We start from the raw sequence: 17,359 nt of genomic DNA, 5'->3' as shown, positions 1-17,359 counted from the left end.
GGACGGGTCAGGCCTCGTGCCGTGCGGCGCGGGCCGGGGTGGGGCGGTGGGAGCCGTCCGGGGCGACGATCACGCCGTAGTCGCGTTCGGCGGCCTCGGAGGTCACGTAGCCGTCGAGCACGTCGGCGACGACGGCGGCGGGGTCGCGGTCCAGGGGGTGGCCGTGGCCGCCCCCGCCCGCGGTGCGATTGACGAAGCGGTCGCCGGGCCGCATGGCCGCCCGGTACATGCCGACCCGCTTCTCCCGCCCGGTGCCGGGCCAGAGCGTCATGCCGCTCGGCTCGGGCTCCAGGCCGCCGGACAGGGCCCAGGGACGGGTCTTGCTCTTCTTCTTCATCGAGAGCACCTCGCCCTCGGCGAGGTAGGAGACCTCGCGCAGGACGCCGACACCGCCGCGGAACCGGCCGGCGCCGCCCGAGTCGGGGATGAGCTCCAGCCGCTCGTGGAAGATCGTGGACTTGTGCTCCAGGACCTCGATCGGGGTGTTGCGCACGACGCTCTGGGAGGGGTGCTGCTGGGCGTTGGCGCCGTCGCGGTCGCGGCGGGCGCCCCACCCGATGCCCTCGTTGTTGCTGATGACGAAGTCCTCGCCGGTGCGCGGGTCGTGCCCGAGCGCCATGAACCCCGGCTCGTCGCCGCCCGACGACGCCGGGATCGACGCGATGGCCTGCGCGAGCGCCTTGTGGATCAGCTCGAACGCGACGATGCCGCTCCACTGGGTGAACGTGGCCGACGGGTAGACGGCGTGGAAGAAGTTGCCCGGGTCGGCCTTGATCGTGAGGGCCCGGTAGTGGCCGGCGTTGGACGGCTCGTCCGGCGTGGTGAGCTCCTTGAACGACGACTTGGCGAGGCTCTCGGTGGCGCCGATCGGCAGGTTCACCGGGCCGAGCACCTGGCCGTCGGAGCCGTTGAAGTCCACCTCCATCCGGTCACCGTCGATGGTCACCTTGACCTCCATCCGGATGAGGTCGTCGGTGATGCCGTCGTCGTCGCAGTAGTCGTGGGCGGTCCAGGTGCCGTCGGGCAGGGCGGCGACGGCCTTGCGGGCGACCCGTTCGCCGTGCTCGACGATCTGCCGCACGGCCTGGTCGACGGTCTCGCCGCCGAACTTCTCCCACACCTGGGCGAGCCGGTTCTCGCCGGTGCGCAGCGAGGCGAGCTGGGCGTGGAAGTCGCCGATCGTGAGGTCGGGCAGGCGCGAGTTGAAGCGGATGAGCTCGACGATGTCGCGCACCACCTCGCCCCGGCTGACGATCTTGGTGCCGGGGAAGATCAGCCCTTCCTGGTGCATGTCGGTGGAGTCGAGCACGTAGCCGGGGGACTTGGCACCGAGGTCCATCCAGTGCGCGCGGACCGCGAGGTAGGCGGCCGGGCCGTCGTGCCCGTCCCGGAACACCGGCGCGAAGAGCATCGCGTCGTAGGAGTGGGCGCCGCTCCAGTACGGGTAGTTGAGCAGGTAGACGTCGCCGGGGGCCAGGTTCTCCCGGCCCACGTACTCCACGCCCTTGACGATCGCGTGGTCGTTGGCGCCGAGGAACGAGGTGATCCCCGCGGCCTCGGCCATCAGCTCCAGGTCGCCGTCGTACAGCGAGATGCCGAAGTCGAGCACCTCGTAGATGACCGGGTTGAAGGCGGCGCGGACCAGCGTGCGGCGCATCTGCTCGCCCACCGACACCAGGTAGTTGCGGATCACCTCGACGGTCGCGCCGTCCAGCCGTTCGGTCACGGTGTCGTCCTTCCTTGCTTCCTGCGCGGCGGTCACGCGGCGGCCTCCGGGCTGGAGACCACGAGGTGGCCGTGGGCGTCCACGGCGAGCCGCTGGTCGCCGAAGATGACGGTGGTGGAGGTGCCCTCCTCGACGACCGCGGGCCCTTCCACGCGGTGGCCTGGGGCCAGCGCCGCCCGGTCGTACACCGGGAACGGGACGGTGGTGCCGGTGGCGACGTCGAACGCCGGGCGGCTGCCGACCGGCTCCGGGGCGCCCTCGCCCGCCGCGAGCTCGCGCAGGCCGGGCTTGGGCAGGCGTCCGACGGCCCGGACCCGCAGGGTGAGGATCTGCCCGCTGTCGGGCATCGCGTGCCCGTACCGGGCGCGGTGCTGCTCGTGGAAGCGGCCGAGGACCGCGGCGGCGTCGTCGCCGGGGTGCAGGTCGATGCCGAGGGCGTGCTCCTGGCCGCGGTACCGCACGTCCAGCCGGCGGACCAGCTCCCGGTCCTCGGGCTTGACGCCCTGTGCCGAGAGCACCTCCTCGCCCTGCGCCTCCAGCTCCGCGAACTCCGGCTCGAGCTCGGCGAGGGCCGCGTCGCCGAGCGGCTTGAGGACGGTGGCGGCGAACTCGTACTCCAGGTCGGACATGAGCATGCCGAACGCGGAGAACGCCGCCGGAGCCTGCGGGACGATCGTCTCGGCGATGCCCATCTCGCGGGCGAGCATCGGGCCGAGCAGCGGCCCGGCGCCGCCGAACGCCAGCAGCGCGAACTCGCGCGGGTCCAGGGCCCGCTCGACGGTGATCTCGCGGAGCGCGCCCACGGTGCGGGCCAGCAGCACGCGGAACACGCTCGCCGCGGCCTGCGCCACGTCCACGCCGAGCGGCTCGGCGATCTTCGCCTGGACGGCGGCGCGGGCGGCGCCGGCATCGATGCTCATGTCGCCGCCGAGGAACGCGGCCGGGTCGAGGTAACCGAGGACGAGCGCCGCGTCGGTCAGGGTCGGCTCGGTGCCGCCGGCACCGTAGGCGACCGGGCCGGGCACGGCGCCCGCGCTGTGCGGGCCGACCTTCAGCAGGCCCTCGTCGATCCAGGCGATGGAGCCGCCGCCCGCGCCGACGGTGCGGATGTCGAAGATCGGGATGAGCAGCGGGAACCCGTCGATCGCGGCCTCGTGCACCTCACCGGGCGAGCCGTCCTCGATCACGCAGCAGTCCACGCTGGTGCCGCCGACGTCGAACGAGATCAGCTTGGAGCGGCCCAGCTCGCGGGACAGGAACGAGGCGCCGACGACGCCGCCCGCCGGGCCCGACAACACCGTCATCAGCGGTGCGCGCCGCGCCAGCTCGGCGGTCATCGCACCGCCGCCGGAGCGCATGATGTGCAGCGGGCGGGTCAGGCCCGCGTCCGCCAGGCGGTCCTCCAGCGTGCCGATGTAGTCGTTGAGCACCGGCCGGATGTAGGCGTCCAGGGTGGCGGTGCTGGTGCGCTCGTACTCGCGGTACTCGCGGGTGATGTCGGTGGACGTGGAGACCGACGCCTCCGGGTACGCCTCGCGCAGGATCCGCGCGGCGCGGCGTTCGTGGTCGGGATTGGCGTAGGAGTGCAAGAAGCAGACCGCGATCGACCGCAGGCCCTGCTCCTCCACCAGGTAACGGCCGGCCTCGCGCACCGCGTCCTCGTCCAGCGGCACGACCTCCGCGCCCTGCGCGTCGATCCGGCCGGGCACGCCGGTGCGGTGGCGGCGCGGGACGAGCGGCGGCGGCGGAGCGTACGCGAAGTCGTACATGTACTGCGCCGGAACGTTGGCCCGCGCCACCTCCAGGAGGTCGCGGAAGCCCTCGTTGGTGACGATGCCGACGTCGGCGCCGCGGCGTTGCAGGATCGCGTTCAGCCCGAGCGTGGTGCCGTGCACGAACGCCTCGACGTCGTCGAGCCGCCCGGTCAGGCCGCCGACGGCGTCCAGGACGCCGCGCGCGGGCGCGTCCGGCGTGGTCGGCGCCTTGTGCAGGCGCAGCTCGCCGGTGGTCTCGTCGAAGGCGATCGCGTCGACGAAGGTGCCGCCGATGTCGACGGCGAGCCGGGTGCGCGAGGCGCTAGGGGGAGGGGAGGAAGGGGTCACGCGGTGCCTCCGGTGCGGGTCTGGGCGGCGGCCGCGGCCGGCGCGGCGGCGGGCAGGTCGTCGCGGACGATCCGCCCGGCCTGCATGACGAACGGGATGCGGCGCAGCGCCGACAGGTCCGACAGCGGGTCGCGGTCGGTGACGATCAGGTCGGCGAGCAGGCCCTCCTCGACCGCGCCCGCCTGGCCCGCCAGCCCGACGAGGCGGGCGGCGTCGCTGGTGCCGGCGCGCAGCGCCTGCTCCGGGCTGAGCCCGGCGTCGGTGAGGAACTCCATCTCGCGGACGGCGACGACGGTGTCCTCGATGGGCTCGCCCGGCGGGTAGTCGGTGCCGGCGAGCATGGTGATGCCGGGCGCCCCGGGGTCGTCCGGGCGCGCGATCCCGGCGGCGACGGCGCGCCGGATGCTGTCGAGGTGGCCGGGCCCGACCTGTGTGGCGCGCTCGATCTGCCAGGACGAGAACGAGTGCTCGGCCATCCAGTCCGGGCAGCGGGTGACGCACAGGGTCGGGGTGAGGAAGACGCGCCGTTCGGCCATCTCCTTCGCGGTGGCGTCGTCGAGCTCGTAGGCGTGCTCGTACCCGCGGACCCCGGCGGCGAGCGCCTCGCGGATCGCCGACCCGGAGCCGGCGTGCGCGGTCACGTAGCTGCCGTGCTCCTCGGCCGCGCGGACCACGGCGCGCATCTCCTCCGGCGTCATCTGGGCGCCGGTGAACGACTCGCCCTCGTGCGCGATCCCGCCGGTGATGAAGATCTTCAGCAGGTCGGCGCCCGCGGCGAGCTCCGTGCGGGCCGCGTGCAGGAACCCGTCGAACCCGTCGGCGTAGGAGCAGGCCGAGCCGTGCCCGTGGCCGCCGGTGGTGGAGATGGCCCGCCCGGCGCCGACGATGCGCGGCGCGTCCACCCAGCCCTGCTCGGCGGCGGTGCGGATCAGCAGCTCGGCGCGGTGCTGCTCGTGCACGCAGCGGATCGTCGTGACGCCCGCGTGCAGCGCGTCCTGGGCCCGCGACAGCGCCCGCATGGCCGTCAGGCCCGGGTTCTCGTCCTCGTCGGTCGCCGAGAACGGGTACACGACCGACAGGTGCGTGTGCACGGAGATCAGGCCGGGCAGCAGGTACCGGCCGCCGAGGTCCACCGTCCGGGACCCGGGCGCGGGCGCCGTGCCGGTGATCGCGGTGATCCGGCCGTCGGCCACGGCGACGTTGACGTCGCGCCGGACCGTCCCGCCGAGCACGTCCACGACGTGCCCGCCGGTGAGCCAGAGGGTCCCGTCGATGGGCGCGGGCCGCCGCGGGGTGATCGTTGTGGGCACCGTGATGTCCTTTCTCATCGGGCCTCCTCGAAGGGAGGCGTCGCGCGTTCGGGGGAGCCGGCGAGCCGGCCGGGGCCGAGGTCGCCGATCTCCACCGGGGCCGGCGCCCCCTCGACCAGGCAGCGCAGGGTCTCGCCCCACAGCGGGGCGAAGGTGAAGGCGTAGGTGCCGCCGCCGACCAGGAAGCCCGGAGCCCCGGGCACCTCGCCGATGACCGGCATCTCGTCGGGGGTCGCGGCCAGCGGGCCGGCCCAGGCGCGCAGGAGCCGCAGCCCCCGCACGAACGGCAGGATCCGGGCGGCCTGCGTGAGGTTGCCCAGGACGCTGGCCATGCTGACCGGGCTGCGGCCCTCGGGCTCCAGCCGGAGCGCGGGCCAGCCGCCGCCGATCAGCAGGTTCCCGGCGGAGACCTGCTTGACCGACAGGCCCTCGCCGATGTGCTGGACGAGGTGCCGGAGCGTGCCGGGCAGCCGCACCGTGAGGTGCATCTGGATCGCGACCGGGGTCATGTGCAGGCGGAGCCCCGCCAGCGCGGCCACCTCCGCGATCCAGGGGCCCGCCACGTTCACGACCTTGGCGGCGTCGACGGTCAGGTCGCCCGCGCGCACCCGCCAGCCCGAGCCGGAACGTTCCACCGCGTGGACGCGCCGGAACGGGTGCAGCCGCGCCCCGTGCCGGACCGCGGCGTCCAGGTAGGCGGGCGTGGCCAGCAGCGGGTTGGCGTAGCCGTCGAGCGGGCACCAGGTCGCGGCGGTCACCGTCGGGCCGAGCAGCGGAAGCTCCGCGCGGGCGGTGTCGCCGTCCAGGACCTCGGTGCGCAGGCCGGCACGTTCCTCCCAGGCGTGCTTGGCGATGAGCTCGGCGCGCTGCGCCGGAGTCTCGGCGATCGTGAAGCCGCCGCTGCGGCGCAGCTCGACCGAGGTCTCCAGCTCCGCCTCGACGGTCTCCCAGCGGTCGCTCGCGGCACGCTGCAACGGCAGGAACCGGGCGCTGTCGAGCGGGACGTCCTGTCCGGGGCGGCGGGTGTGCACCGCCTGGACGTGCAGGTTGCCCGCGGTGGTGCCCGACCCCTCGCGGCCCGGCGCGCCGCGGTCGACGACGGCGACGTCGTGCCCGGCGCGGGCGAGGTGGAACGCGGCGGCCGCGCCCAGGACGCCGGCGCCGATCACCACCACGTCCGCCGTCTCGGCGCTCATGCGTCCTCCCCGTCGTCGTCGGCGCCGAGCGCGAGCAGGCTCTCCACCGGAACGGGCCGGATCGGCTGGCGCGACGGGAAGACCGGACCGCCCGTGGGCGGGTGCGCGCCGCACTCGCGGGCCTCGTCCGATGCCGTTCCGCCGGCCGCACCCGGCGGAACGGCGCCCGTGGCGTGCCGGGCCAGGGCGGCGACGGCGAAGCCGCAGAAACGCCCCTGGCAGGGGCCCATGCCGGCACGGGTCCGCGCCTTCGTGGCGTTGAGGTCGCCGGAGGCCAGCCGGGCCGTCGCCCGCACGTCGGCGGCGGTGACGGCCTCGCAGCGGCAGACCGTCGTGTCGCCGGGGAGCGCCGGGGCGAGCAGGTCGGCGAGGTCGCCCGGGGCGGGGTAGAGGGACTCGCTCAGCGCGGTGAAGGAGGCCAGCCGGCGCCGCCGTGCCGCGAGATGGAGCACCTCGCGCCGGGCCGGGCCGGACGCACGGTCCCGGCGGGCGAGGATGTGGGCGGCGGCGGTGAGCCCCCGGGTCTCGGCCAGGTGGACGCCGCCGATCCCGGCGGCCTCGCCCGCGATGTACACGTCCGGGCGGCTGCTGAGCCCGTACCGGTCGGTGACCGGGACGGCGTCGCCGGAGACCGGATCGGTGCGCACCGCGCAGCCCAGGAGCCGGGCCAGGTCGGCCTGCGGGCGGAACCCGTACCCGACGCACAGCGCGTCCACGTCCAGGGTCCGCAGCGGGACGGCGGGGTCGGCGCCGGCGGCGAGCGTGACGGACGAGACGCGTCCGGCGCCGTCGGCCCGGACCACGACGCGGTCCTGCCACAGCGGGACGCGGGCGGCGGCCAGGCGCGCGGTGTAGGCGGCCAGCTCGCGCAGCCGGGCCGGGTGGCGCAGCGAGGTCAGGGCGCGGCCCGACGGCCGGTAGGGACGGCCCGCCTCGGCGACGCCGACGACGTGCACGCCGAGGTCGAGCAGCGAGCAGGCGACCGGGAGCAGGAACGGGCCCGACCCCGCGACCAGGACCCGCTCGCCGATCGCCGTTCCGTCGGCGGCGGCGAGGTGCTGGGCGAATCCCGGCGTCGTGACGCCGGGGAGCTGCCAGCCCGGGAACGGATGGGTCCGCTCGTAGGCGCCGGTGGCGATGATGACATGGCGGGCGCGGAGCCGTACGGCCGAGCCCGGGCGGCCGGAGACCAGGAGGGTGCGCGCGTCGTCGGCGACGCCCCAGACCAGGTGGCCGGTCAGGCACTCGACCCCGAGCCGCCGGACGAGCCGGATCAGCCGGCCGCCCGCGGGGCGGTGGTCGCCGTGCGCGCGCAGCGTCGCGGGGGAGGGGCGGCGGTAGTACTGCCCGCCCAGTTCGGGCTGCTCGTCCACCAGCGTCACCGCGAGCCCGGCGGACGCCAGGCGCGCCGCCGCGGCGAGCCCGGCGGGGCCGCCCCCGACGATGACGACGTCCCGTGCGCTCATCGCCCGGTCTCCACGGTCATGCCGGGCGCCACCCGCTCCAGGCAGGCCCGCACGCCGGGACGCCCGTCCACGGTGACCTCGCACTCGAAGCAGACGCCCATGCCGCAGAACGGGCCGCGCGGCTCGCCGCTGATCGGGTGGTCGCGCAGCCGCCATCGACGGGTGCCGACGAAGGCCGCGGTGAGGGACGACCCGGCGGGCGCCTCGACGGGCTCGCCGTCCACGGTGATGCGCACGGTCATGCCCGCACCTCGGCGCGGCCGTCGGTGGCCGGCTCGGCGGCTTGCTCGGTGACCTGCTCGGTGGCCGGCGCGGCGGTCAGCCCGGCGCGGGCGAGCACGTCCCCGATCGCCTGGATCGTTCCAGCGTCGGTCACCGGCAGCAGCGGCGGGCGGACGTGGCCGCCGGGCTGCCCGAGCAGCGCCATCGCGGCCTTCAGCTGGGGGATCGGCGAGGCGTGGATGCCGCTGTAGTCGGGCCGGATCAGCCCGCCGGACAGGACCGCGTAGCGGTCGGCCCAGGTGCGGGCCGTCGCGGCGTCGCGCCGGGCCACCGCCTCGTAGTAGGGCACCGCGAACGGCGCGCCGACCCCGCCGCCGTCGATGTTGCCGTCGCCGCCGAGCTCCAGCAGCGCGGCCAGCCCGCGGCGGTGCAGGAAGCTGCCGAAGACCCGGACCCGGTCCGACACCGCCTCGACCGTGTCGAGCATCCGCGGCCAGTCACCGGTGCTGTCCTTGATGGCCACGACCTGGGGCAGGTCGGCGAGGCGGCGCGCGAGACCGGGGTGGGCCGAGATGTCGGCCGCGACGCCGCGGGGCCAGTTGTAGACCATGAACGGCAGGTCGGTGGCGCCGCTGACCTCGGCGTAGAAGGCGTGGATCTCCTCGGCCCCCGGGTGGACGTACGGCGGCGGCGTCGCGAGCACCCCGTCCGCGCCGGCGCCGGCGGCGTGCCGTGCGAACTCGACGGCCTCGGCGGGCGTGTAGGCGGTGACGCCCACGACCACGGGCACGCGGCCGGACAGTTCCTGGACGGCGATCTCCGCGACCCGGCGGCGTTCGGCCGGGCTCTGGCTGAACCACTCGCCGGTGCTGCCGTTGACGAGCACGCCGTGCACGCCCTGCCGGTGGTACAGCCGCAGCAGCGCGCGCCACGCGTCCTCGTCGAGGGCGCCGTCGGCGGTGAAGGGGGTGGGGGCGGCCGGCCAGTAGCCGGACCAGGAGACGTCGTCGCGATGCAAGATCTTTTCCCGAGCTCGTAGTGCATCCCGCTGGGATCGATTGCATCAGGTTGCGGTAACTCAGATCACCCTGTCAAGGGTGAAACAGGCATTTAACAAGGAAGAAAGTTCCAGGAAATTCGGCGCATCCCCGACACCTTCATGGCATCATGGCTCCGTTCATTGGGATCGATTCCACCGTGGAGCAGGATTGAGCGTCACCCTGAAGGACGTCGCCGCCGCGGCGGGCGTGTCCCGCAGCACCGCTTCGCGGGCGCTCAGCGGGTCTCCGCTGATCGCGCCCGAGACGCGCGCGGCCGTCGAGGAGGCCGCCCGCCGCCTCGGGTACCGGCCCAACCGCACCGCGAGCGCGCTGCGGTCACGGCAGTCGCGCCTCATCGGCCTGGTCGTCGGCAACCTGGTGAACGCCTCGTTCCACACCATCGCCGAGGTCGTGCAGCGCCGCGCCGCCGCCGAGGGGTACCAGGTCATGCTCTGCATCACCGACGCCGACCCGCGCCGCGAGGAGTCGATCCTGCAGACGCTCGGCGACCACGGCGTGGACGGGCTGATCCTCATCGGCACCGGCCGCAACGCCGCCTCGTCCAACGCGCTGCTCGCCGACGGCACGGCCGTCGTCAACCTCATCCGCGGCGCCGCCGAGAGCGCCGCGCCGACCGTCCTGGCCGCCGACCGCGACGGGGCCGACGAGGCGACCGGCCACCTGCTCGACCTCGGCCACCGGCGCATCGGCTACATCGGCGGCCCCGGCTCGACCAACTCCGGGCACGAACGTTTCGCCGGCTACGCCGAGGCCCTCCGTCGCCGCGGCCTGGACGTGGACGAGGCGCTGGTCGAGCGCGGCCCGTTCGAGCCCTCCTTCGGCGCCGAGGCCGTGGGACGCCTCCTGGCGCGCGCGCCCGACATGACCGCGCTGTTCGCCGCCAACCACGAGGCGGTCTTCGGCGTGCTCCCGACCCTGGTGTCCGCGGGCGTCCGCGTCCCCGACGACCTGTCGCTGATCTGCTACGAGGACATCACGTGGCTGCAGTGGTGGCAGCCGCCCGTCACCGTCGTCGACAACGGCGCCCGCGAGCTGGGCGAGCTGGCCATGGACCTGCTCATGCAGCAGATCGGCCGCGGCGGCGTACCGGCCCCCCGCACCAGCCGCGTCTACCGCGTCGGCGCCCAGCTCGTCCAGCGCGCCTCCTGCGCGGCCCCGCGCACCTGACGCGCGGCCCGCGGCTCACGTGAGGAGATCGTCGCGGAGCTGGTCGAGGGTCTTGCGGAGCAGGCGGGAGACGTGCATCTGGGAGACGCCGATCCGGGTGGCGATCTGCGCCTGGGTGAGGTTGCCCCAGAAGCGGAGCTGGACGATGTGGCGCTCGCGTTCGGGAAGCTCGGCCATGAGCGGCTTCAGGGACTCGTGGTCGACGACCCCCTCCAGGTCGGCGTCGGTCTCGCCGATCGTCTCGCCGAGGGTCTGGGAGTCGTCGTCGTCCGAGGTGAGATGGAGGTCGAGCGACGCCGGCTGGTAGGCGCTGTCGGCGGCGACGGCCTCGGCGACCTCGTCCTCCTCGACGTCCAGGAAGGCGGCCAGCTCCGGAACGGTGGGGGCGCGCCCGTGCTCGGCGTTGAAGTCGTCGCGAGCGTGGCGCACGCGCAGCCGCAGCTCCTGGACGCGCCGGGACACGTGCACGACCCAGGTGCGGTCCCGGTAGTGGCGCTTGATCTCGCCGGCCACGGTCATGGACGCGTACGGCAGGAACCGCGGCCCCACCTCGGGGTCGAACCCGTTGATCGCCTTGACCAGGCCCAGGAGGGCGGTCTGTTCGAGATCCTCGACCGACTCCCGGGGGGAGCGGTAACGGTTGACCACGTGCCGGACGTACGAGGTGTGCATCCGGACGAGCTCCTCGCGGAGCCGGTCGCGGCCGGGGTCGTCCTCCGGAAGGTCGGCGATCTCGGCGAGCAGGGCCTCGGCGCGGCCGTCGAACAACGACTGCTCCGAACGCCGGTGCCCGGGCCTTCTGTCCGCCGGAGGGACACGCGTGGGGCGTTCGGGTGACGACAGGGTCATGGGCGCAGCCTCTCTGTTCCGAGCGGCGTGCCAGGCACGCCGACTCGACCATGGGCTGCTGTTTAACCCGTCCCTCCACCATCGCTCATCCGGCGGCGTTCCGCAAACGTGCGGGCACGTCGGCCCTGAGTTTGGACTGACGTGCCCTTGCGCCGGACGAACCCCCGGGTAGCGGACCGGCGCCACCTCGCCCCTTACCAGGACGGGGCGTCCTAATCGTCCGGCCGGGAAGCGCGAGGGTTAGGGTGCGAGGGACCGCGACGACACATCCAGGTGGGCTTGCTGTGGCAGACAGGCGACGTGACCGGCCGGGCGACGACGCGTCGGCGGTGGCCCTGGCCAAGGCCCGGGCCCTGGCCGACATGGCGCGCATGCTGCTCGCCCAGGAGACGGTCGCCGCGACCCTCGACCGGATCGCCCGCTCGGCGATCGAGCTGATCGAGGGCTGCACCGACGCGGGCATCCTGGTCGTGCGGGGCGGCCAGGTCTACACGCTGGCGGCCTCCAGCGACCTGGTGAGGGCGTCCGACGCCCTCCAGGGAAAGCTCCGGGAAGGCCCGTGCTTCGACGTCGAGCGCGAACACCGGCAGATGTTGTCGATCACCGACATGTCCGGCGCCGACACCGTCCACTGGCCGAAGTTCGCGGAGGGCGCCCGCGCGCTGGGCATCGGCTCGATGATCGGTTTCCGGCTGTTCACCGACGAGCAGGACCTCGGCGCGCTCAACCTCTACAGCCGCACCCGGGGCGCCCTCGACGAGGACGCCGAGAACATCGGCTGGCTGCTCGCCTCGCACTCCGCCGTCGTGCTGGCCGCGTCCCGGACCGAGGAGAACCTGCACGTGGCCATCGCGACCCGGCAGCGTATCGGCCAGGCCGTCGGGATCCTGATGGAACGCCACCGCCTCACCGACGACCAGGCGTTCGAACTGCTCGCCCGCACCTCGCAGAACCTCAACCGCAAGGTGCGCGACGTCGCCGAGCACCTCGTCACCACGGGCGAGCTGCCCTAGGTGGACTGCCCGCGCTGGTCCGCGACCACGTACCTGGGGTCGGCGGCGGAGGCGCGGCCGGCCTCGAAGACGGCGAAGCGGGTCAGGGCCGAGCCGGCGATGAGGGCGCCGCCCGCCGCGGCGGCGGCCAGGCGGCTGCGCCGGCCCAGGAGCACGCCCGTGGCGGCGCCGGCGGCGGTGAGGATCCCCGAGGCCCGCATGAGCCGCCGGGCCTTGCCGTGCTCGTAGGGTTCGGCGAGGAAGCCCAGGCGCCCGCGCATGACGGTGGACGCGGTGAGGTCGAGGACGGCGCCGAACGCGGCGGTGCCCCGGGCCGGTGCGTTCTCTGCCAGCGGGCTGGTCAGCAGGCCGAGCCCGCCGGCCGCGGCGGCGGCCGAGCCGGCGAACAGGAAGGGCATCTCGCGGTAGGCGTGGTGCCAGACCGGCACCGCGGTGTCGGCGATGAGGACGCCGGTGTAGGTGACGACGCCGGGGCCGGTCAGCGCGGCCCAGCCGGTGGCGGCGCGGCCGATCCGCGGGAACAGGCCGGTCACCTCGGTGACGGCGGCGACCCCGGCGGCGGGGCCGTAGGCGGCCAGCAGCCAGGATCCGACGCTCATCGGCGAGGTCGGCTTCATCACGCGCAACATGTTGGCGAAACGTTCCGGGCGTCCCAGGTCGTGGATGAGGGCGGCGGTCGAGAGCGAGATGCCGGCCAGCGCGCCGACCTTGCAGTTGCGGGCGAGGCGGGGGCGGCCGGTCGCCTGGGCGCCGGCGGCAAGCAGCGAGGACGCCCCCGCCAGGCCGCCGAGGAACAGGTAACCCGCGATGTCGAGGGCCTTCCAGGTCGGCTGCTTGAGGATGGGACGGCCGTAGTAGCTGCCGAACTCCGCCTTCGGCACCATCAGCCGCTCGCCGCGCCTGCGGCGTCCGCCGCCCTTCGCGCCGGGCACGGCCTCCCGTCCAGGCCGCTGGTGGTGGACGCCCTGCCGGGTGACCTCCGTCTCGCTCATCGGCGTCCCCTTCTCGAGGCCAGCGTGACCGCGGTGAGCCCGCCGAGCAGCGTCAGCGCGGCGGCGCCCGCGTGCCGCCACATCGACGGCAGGTCCCGGGTGGTGACCACCGGGGCCGGCGGGAGCCCGTACACCTCGGGCTCGTCCAGCAGCAGGAAGAACGCGCCGTTGCCGCCCACCCCGTCGTCGGGGTCGGCGCCGTAGAGGCGAGCGTCGGTCACGCCGCCGTCGTGCAACTGCTCGACCCGGGCCTCCGCACGTTCGCGCAGCTCGTCCAGCGGGCCGTACTGGATGGAGTCGGTCGGGCAGGCCTTGGCGCAGGCGGGTTCGAGCCCGTCGCCGATGCGGTCGTAGCACATCGTGCACTTCCAGACCCGGCCGTCCTCCTCCCGCTTGTCGATCACGCCGTACGGGCAGGCGGGCACGCAGTAGCCGCAGCCGTTGCAGATGTCCTGCTGTACGACGACGGTGCCGAACTCGGTGCGGAACAGCGCGCCGGTGGGGCAGACGTCCAGGCACGCGGCGTGCGTGCAGTGCTTGCACACGTCCGAGGCCATCAGCCAGCGCAGGCCGCCGTCACCGCCGCCGTCGGCGGCCATGCCGAGGACGTCCAGCCCCTCGTAGGCCTCGTGGTCGGCGCCGGGGTCCTGGAGGCCCATGGGCTTGCGCTGCTCGATGAACGCGACGTGCCGCCAGGTGTCGGCGCCGAGCCCGCCGGTGTTGTCGTACGACATTCCGGTGAAGTTCAGCCCGTCCTCGGGGACCGCGTTCCACTCCTTGCAGGCGACCTCGCACGCCTTGCAGCCGATGCAGACGGAGGTGTCGGTGAAGAAGCCCATCCGGGTGCTCATCGTCGTACCTCCATGCCGGTGCGCTCGGTGATGCCCGCGCGGCGCCGGTAGTCGCGGACCAGCTCGGGCAGTGCGGCGCCCCGCGGCCGGCGGCCCGGGCGGATGTCCGCGGTGAGCGCCTTGACCTCCTGGATGTGAACGTTCGGATCCAGGGCGAGCGAGGCGAGCTCGTTGGCCGCGTCGCCGCGGGTGTAGCCGTTGGGCCCCCAGTGGAACGGCAGCCCGATCTGGTGCACGGTCCTGCCGCCGACGCGCAGTACCGGCATGCGCTCGGTGACCATGACCCTCGCCTCGATCGCGTTCCGGGCGCTGACGATCGTGGCCCAGCCGCCGTGCTCCAGCCCGCGTTCGGCGGCCAGGTCCGGCGACACCTCGCAGAAGAACTCCGGCTGCAGCTCGGCCAGGTAGGGCGACCAGCGGGTCATGCCGCCCGCGGTGAAGTGCTCGGTGAGCCGGTAGGTGCTGACGATGTACGGGTACACGTCGGCGCCCGGCTCCGAGCCGCTGGGCTGGAACCGGTTGTGCTCACGGCTGAAGAGCTGCCGGACCGGGTTGCGCCGCTGCCCGGGATAGAGTGGGTTGTCGACCGGCGACTCCTGCGGCTCGTAGTGCGTGGGCAACGGCCCGTCGACCAGGCCCGCGGGCGCGTACAGCCAGCCCTTGCCGTCGGCCTGGAGGATGAACGGGTCGACGCCGGAGATCGCGTCGGGGCCGCGCGCGCCCTGCGGCGGCCGGTAGGAGGGCGGCTTGGCCGCCTGGAAGTCCGGCACGTCGTGGCCGGTCCACTCGCCGCGTTCCCCGTCCCACCAGACCAGGGCCTTGCGGTCGCTCCACGGGCGCCCCTCCGGGTCGGCCGAGGCGCGGTTGTAGAGGATGCGGCGGTTGGCGGGCCATGCCCAGGCCCACTCGGGCGCGATCCAGCTCTGCTCGGAGCCGGGCTTGCGGCGGGCGGCCTGGTTGACGCCGTCGGCGTAGACGCCGCAGTAGATCCAGCACCCGCAGCTGGTGGACCCGTCGTCGGCCAGCTGCTCGTACGACGACAGGTGCCCGCCGTCCGGGCCGAACCCGTTGATCTCCGCCAGGACGGCCTCGGCGCTGGGCTCGGCGTGCTCGCCCTCGGTCGGGTAGTCCCAGGTGAGGTCGAGGACGGGCCGGTCGCGGGCATCGCCGGAGCCGGCGAGCTTCTCGCGGATGATCCGGCCGAGGTGGTACATGAACCACAGGTCGCTGCGCGCGGCGCCGCCCGGCTCGACGGCCTGGTGGTGCCACTGGAGCATCCGGTTGGTGTTGGTGAAGCTGCCCGACTTCTCGGTGTGCGCGGCGGCCGGGAAGAAGAACACCTCGGTGCCGATGTCCTCGGTGCGCAGCTCACCGGTCTCGATCTCGGGGCCGTCCTTCCACCACGTGGCGCTCTCGATCAGCGAGAAGTCGCGGACGACGAGCCACTCCAGGTTGGCCATGCCGAGCCGCTGCACCTTGGCGTTCGCCGACCCCACGGCCGGGTTCTCGCCCATCAGGAAGTATCCCTTGCAGGCTCCGTCCATCTGCGCCATCGCCGTCTCGTACGTGCTGTGGCTGCCGGTCAGCCGCGGCAGGTGGCCGAAGCAGAAGTCGTTGCCGTCCGTCGCGGCGTCGCCCCACCAGGCCTTGAGGAGGCTCACCACGTACGAGCGCATGTTGCCCCAGTAGCCGCTCCCGGCCGCGTCGGCCATCACGAACGACTCAAGGTCCTCGTGCGTGTGCGCGTGCGGCATCGGGATGTAGCCGGGCAGCAGGTCGAACAACGTCGGGATGTCGCTCGACCCCTGGATGCTGGCGTGGCCGCGCAGCGCCTGGATGCCGCCGCCGGGGCGGCCGACGTTGCCCAGCAGCAGCTGCAGGATGCTCGCGGCCCGGATGTACTGCGCGCCGACGGTGTGCTGCGTCCAGCCGACCGCGTAGGCGATCGCGCTGGTCCGGTCCCGGCCGGAGTTGCGGACCAGCGCGTCGCACACCTTGGCGAACGACTCCGGCGGCACGCCGCAGACCTCCTGTACGACCTCCGGCGTGTAGCGGGCGAAGTGCCGTTTCAGGATCTGGAAGACGCAGCGGGGATGCGTCAGCGTCTCGTCGCGTTCCGGCCGGCCGCCGCTCCCGAGCCTGGCCCCGCCTGCGCCGTGGCTCTCGCCGCGCCCCGCCTCCCGGATCGACCGGACACGCTCGTCGTAGCCCTCGTCGCGCTCACCGGCCGCGGCGACCGGGCCGAAGCCCTCGTACCGCCAGCTGTCGATGTCGTAGTGCCGGGTCTCCTCGTTGAGGCCGGAGAACACCCCGTCGAGGTCCTCGGTGTCGCGGAAGTCCGCATTGATGATCGTGGCCGCGTTGGTGTAGTTGACCACGTAGTCGTGGAAGTACGCCTCGTTCGTCAGGACGTGGTTGATGACCGCGCCCAGGAAGGCGATGTCCGAGCCCGCCCGGATCGGCACGTACAGGTCGGCGACCGCGCTCGTCCGCGTGTAGCGCGGGTCGACATGGATGATCGTCGCGCCGCGCGCCTTGGCCTCCATCACCCACTGGAACCCGACCGGGTGCGCCTCGGCGTAGTTGGAGCCCTGGATCAGGATGCAGTCGGAGTTCTGCAGGTCCTGCATGAACATCGTCGCGCCGCCGCGCCCGAACGAGGGCCCGAGCCCGGTGACCGTCGAGCTGTGGCAGACCCGCGCCTGGTTCTCGACCTGGACGACGCCGAGCGAGGTGAGGAGCTTCTTGATGAGGTAGTTCTCCTCGTTGTCCAGCGTCGCGCCGCCGAGGCTGGCGATGCCCAGCGTGCGGTTGACGCGGACGCCGTCCACCTCGTGCTCCCAGGTGTCGCGGCGGGTGGCGACGACCCGTTCGGCGACCATCCCCATGGCGGTGTCGAGGTCGAGCTCCTCCCAGTCCGTCCCGTGCGGCCGCCGGTAGAGCACCGTGTGCTCGCGCGCCGGCCCGGTCGTCAGCTGCAGCGTGGCCGAGCCCTTGGGGCACAATCGCCCCCGGCTGACGGGCGAGTCCGGGTCCCCCTCGATCTGGACGACCTTCTCGTCCTTGACGAAGACCTCCTGGCCGCAGCCCACCGCGCAGTAGGGGCAGACCGACTTCACGACCCGGTCCGCCGTCGCCGTCCGGGGTCTCAGCTCCGCGGTCCGCGCCGAGCGTGCCGCGGCGCCGCGTCCCAGCCGGTCGTCACCGGTCAGCTGGCGGTAGACCGGCCAGCTCTCCAGCAGGCGTCGAACGTCCATCCGAATCCCCCTCGGACCTGGGCTCATGGGCAGCCCGCAGCCATCGGGACGAACCCTGACAACCGTTCACCTGCCCACGTTCCCCGCGGGTATCCCCGCACGTCCCGGTCACCCGGAAGGCCATCAAGAGATATTTGCCGCCCCTTG

13 protein-coding genes are annotated in these 17,359 nt (G+C 73.8%); 2 read left to right on the top strand and 11 right to left on the bottom strand.

Translation table 11 applies throughout. The features are described from left to right. Positions 1-7: 7 nt before the first annotated feature. Genes ABZ810_RS43360 through ABZ810_RS43330 form a run of 7 tightly spaced genes read right to left on the bottom strand, consistent with a single transcriptional unit; the run spans position 8 to position 9,040 of the window. Positions 8-1,762 (bottom strand): hydantoinase B/oxoprolinase family protein, encoded by a 1,755-nt coding sequence (locus ABZ810_RS43360; protein WP_358413241.1) that lies wholly within the window; start codon positions 1,760-1,762, stop codon positions 8-10. Then, positions 1,759-3,828, bottom strand: a complete 2,070-nt coding sequence (locus ABZ810_RS43355; protein WP_358413239.1) for a hydantoinase/oxoprolinase family protein — start codon at positions 3,826-3,828, stop codon at positions 1,759-1,761. The genes ABZ810_RS43360 and ABZ810_RS43355 overlap by 4 nt, the downstream gene beginning before the upstream one ends. Beyond that, positions 3,825-5,156, bottom strand: coding sequence for an amidohydrolase family protein (locus tag ABZ810_RS43350; RefSeq protein WP_358413237.1), 1,332 nt, complete (start codon positions 5,154-5,156; stop codon positions 3,825-3,827). The genes ABZ810_RS43355 and ABZ810_RS43350 overlap by 4 nt, the downstream gene beginning before the upstream one ends. Beyond that, complete coding sequence (locus ABZ810_RS43345) at positions 5,153-6,334, bottom strand: FAD-dependent oxidoreductase (RefSeq protein ID WP_358413235.1); 1,182 nt, start codon at positions 6,332-6,334, stop codon at positions 5,153-5,155. The genes ABZ810_RS43350 and ABZ810_RS43345 overlap by 4 nt, the downstream gene beginning before the upstream one ends. Next, positions 6,331-7,800, bottom strand: a complete 1,470-nt coding sequence (locus ABZ810_RS43340; RefSeq protein ID WP_358413233.1) for an NAD(P)/FAD-dependent oxidoreductase — start codon at positions 7,798-7,800, stop codon at positions 6,331-6,333. Before ABZ810_RS43340 ends, ABZ810_RS43345 begins: the two co-directional genes overlap by 4 nt. Next, the gene (locus tag ABZ810_RS43335; protein WP_358413231.1) at positions 7,797-8,042 is read right to left on the bottom strand and encodes a (2Fe-2S)-binding protein; all 246 of its coding nucleotides are present in this window, start codon (positions 8,040-8,042) and stop codon (positions 7,797-7,799) included. The genes ABZ810_RS43340 and ABZ810_RS43335 overlap by 4 nt, the downstream gene beginning before the upstream one ends. Next, positions 8,039-9,040: a dihydrodipicolinate synthase family protein gene (locus ABZ810_RS43330; RefSeq protein ID WP_358413229.1), complete on the bottom strand. Its 1,002-nt coding sequence runs from the start codon at positions 9,038-9,040 to the stop codon at positions 8,039-8,041. Before ABZ810_RS43330 ends, ABZ810_RS43335 begins: the two co-directional genes overlap by 4 nt. Positions 9,041-9,230: 190 nt before the next feature. Between ABZ810_RS43330 and ABZ810_RS43325 the strand changes: the two genes are divergently transcribed. Next, positions 9,231-10,250, top strand: coding sequence for a LacI family DNA-binding transcriptional regulator (locus ABZ810_RS43325; protein WP_358413227.1), 1,020 nt, complete (start codon positions 9,231-9,233; stop codon positions 10,248-10,250). A 15-nt stretch (positions 10,251-10,265) separates the two neighbouring features. Here the strand turns inward: ABZ810_RS43325 and ABZ810_RS43320 are convergent, their stop codons facing one another. Next, positions 10,266-11,018 (bottom strand): SigB/SigF/SigG family RNA polymerase sigma factor, encoded by a 753-nt coding sequence (locus ABZ810_RS43320; RefSeq protein WP_358413225.1) that lies wholly within the window; start codon positions 11,016-11,018, stop codon positions 10,266-10,268. A gap of 365 nt (positions 11,019-11,383) precedes the next feature. Between ABZ810_RS43320 and ABZ810_RS43315 the strand changes: the two genes are divergently transcribed. Continuing rightward, on the top strand, positions 11,384-12,112 hold the full coding sequence (locus tag ABZ810_RS43315) for a GAF and ANTAR domain-containing protein (protein WP_358413223.1): 729 nt from the start codon (positions 11,384-11,386) through the stop codon (positions 12,110-12,112). Here ABZ810_RS43315 and nrfD read toward each other — a convergent pair. Genes nrfD through fdh form a run of 3 tightly spaced genes read right to left on the bottom strand, consistent with a single transcriptional unit; the run spans position 12,109 to position 17,212 of the window. Next, on the bottom strand, positions 12,109-13,104 hold the full coding sequence (gene nrfD / locus ABZ810_RS43310; protein ID WP_358413222.1) for an NrfD/PsrC family molybdoenzyme membrane anchor subunit: 996 nt from the start codon (positions 13,102-13,104) through the stop codon (positions 12,109-12,111). The two genes, ABZ810_RS43315 and nrfD, sit on opposite strands and share 4 nt — an antisense overlap. Beyond that, positions 13,101-13,955 (bottom strand): 4Fe-4S dicluster domain-containing protein, encoded by an 855-nt coding sequence (locus ABZ810_RS43305; RefSeq protein WP_358413220.1) that lies wholly within the window; start codon positions 13,953-13,955, stop codon positions 13,101-13,103. Before ABZ810_RS43305 ends, nrfD begins: the two co-directional genes overlap by 4 nt. Continuing rightward, positions 13,952-17,212 carry a formate dehydrogenase gene (gene fdh / locus ABZ810_RS43300; protein WP_358413219.1) on the bottom strand — a complete coding sequence of 1,087 codons (3,261 nt, stop codon included), beginning with the start codon at positions 17,210-17,212 and terminating at the stop codon, positions 13,952-13,954. The genes ABZ810_RS43305 and fdh overlap by 4 nt, the downstream gene beginning before the upstream one ends. Positions 17,213-17,359 lie beyond the last annotated feature (147 nt).

This window comes from Spirillospora sp. NPDC047279 (genome assembly GCF_040643285.1).
In the GTDB taxonomy this organism is placed as follows: domain Bacteria; phylum Actinomycetota; class Actinomycetes; order Streptosporangiales; family Streptosporangiaceae; genus Spirillospora.
The sequence above is the reverse complement of the archived record's forward strand: the minus strand, read 5'-3'. Positions and strand labels throughout refer to the sequence as shown.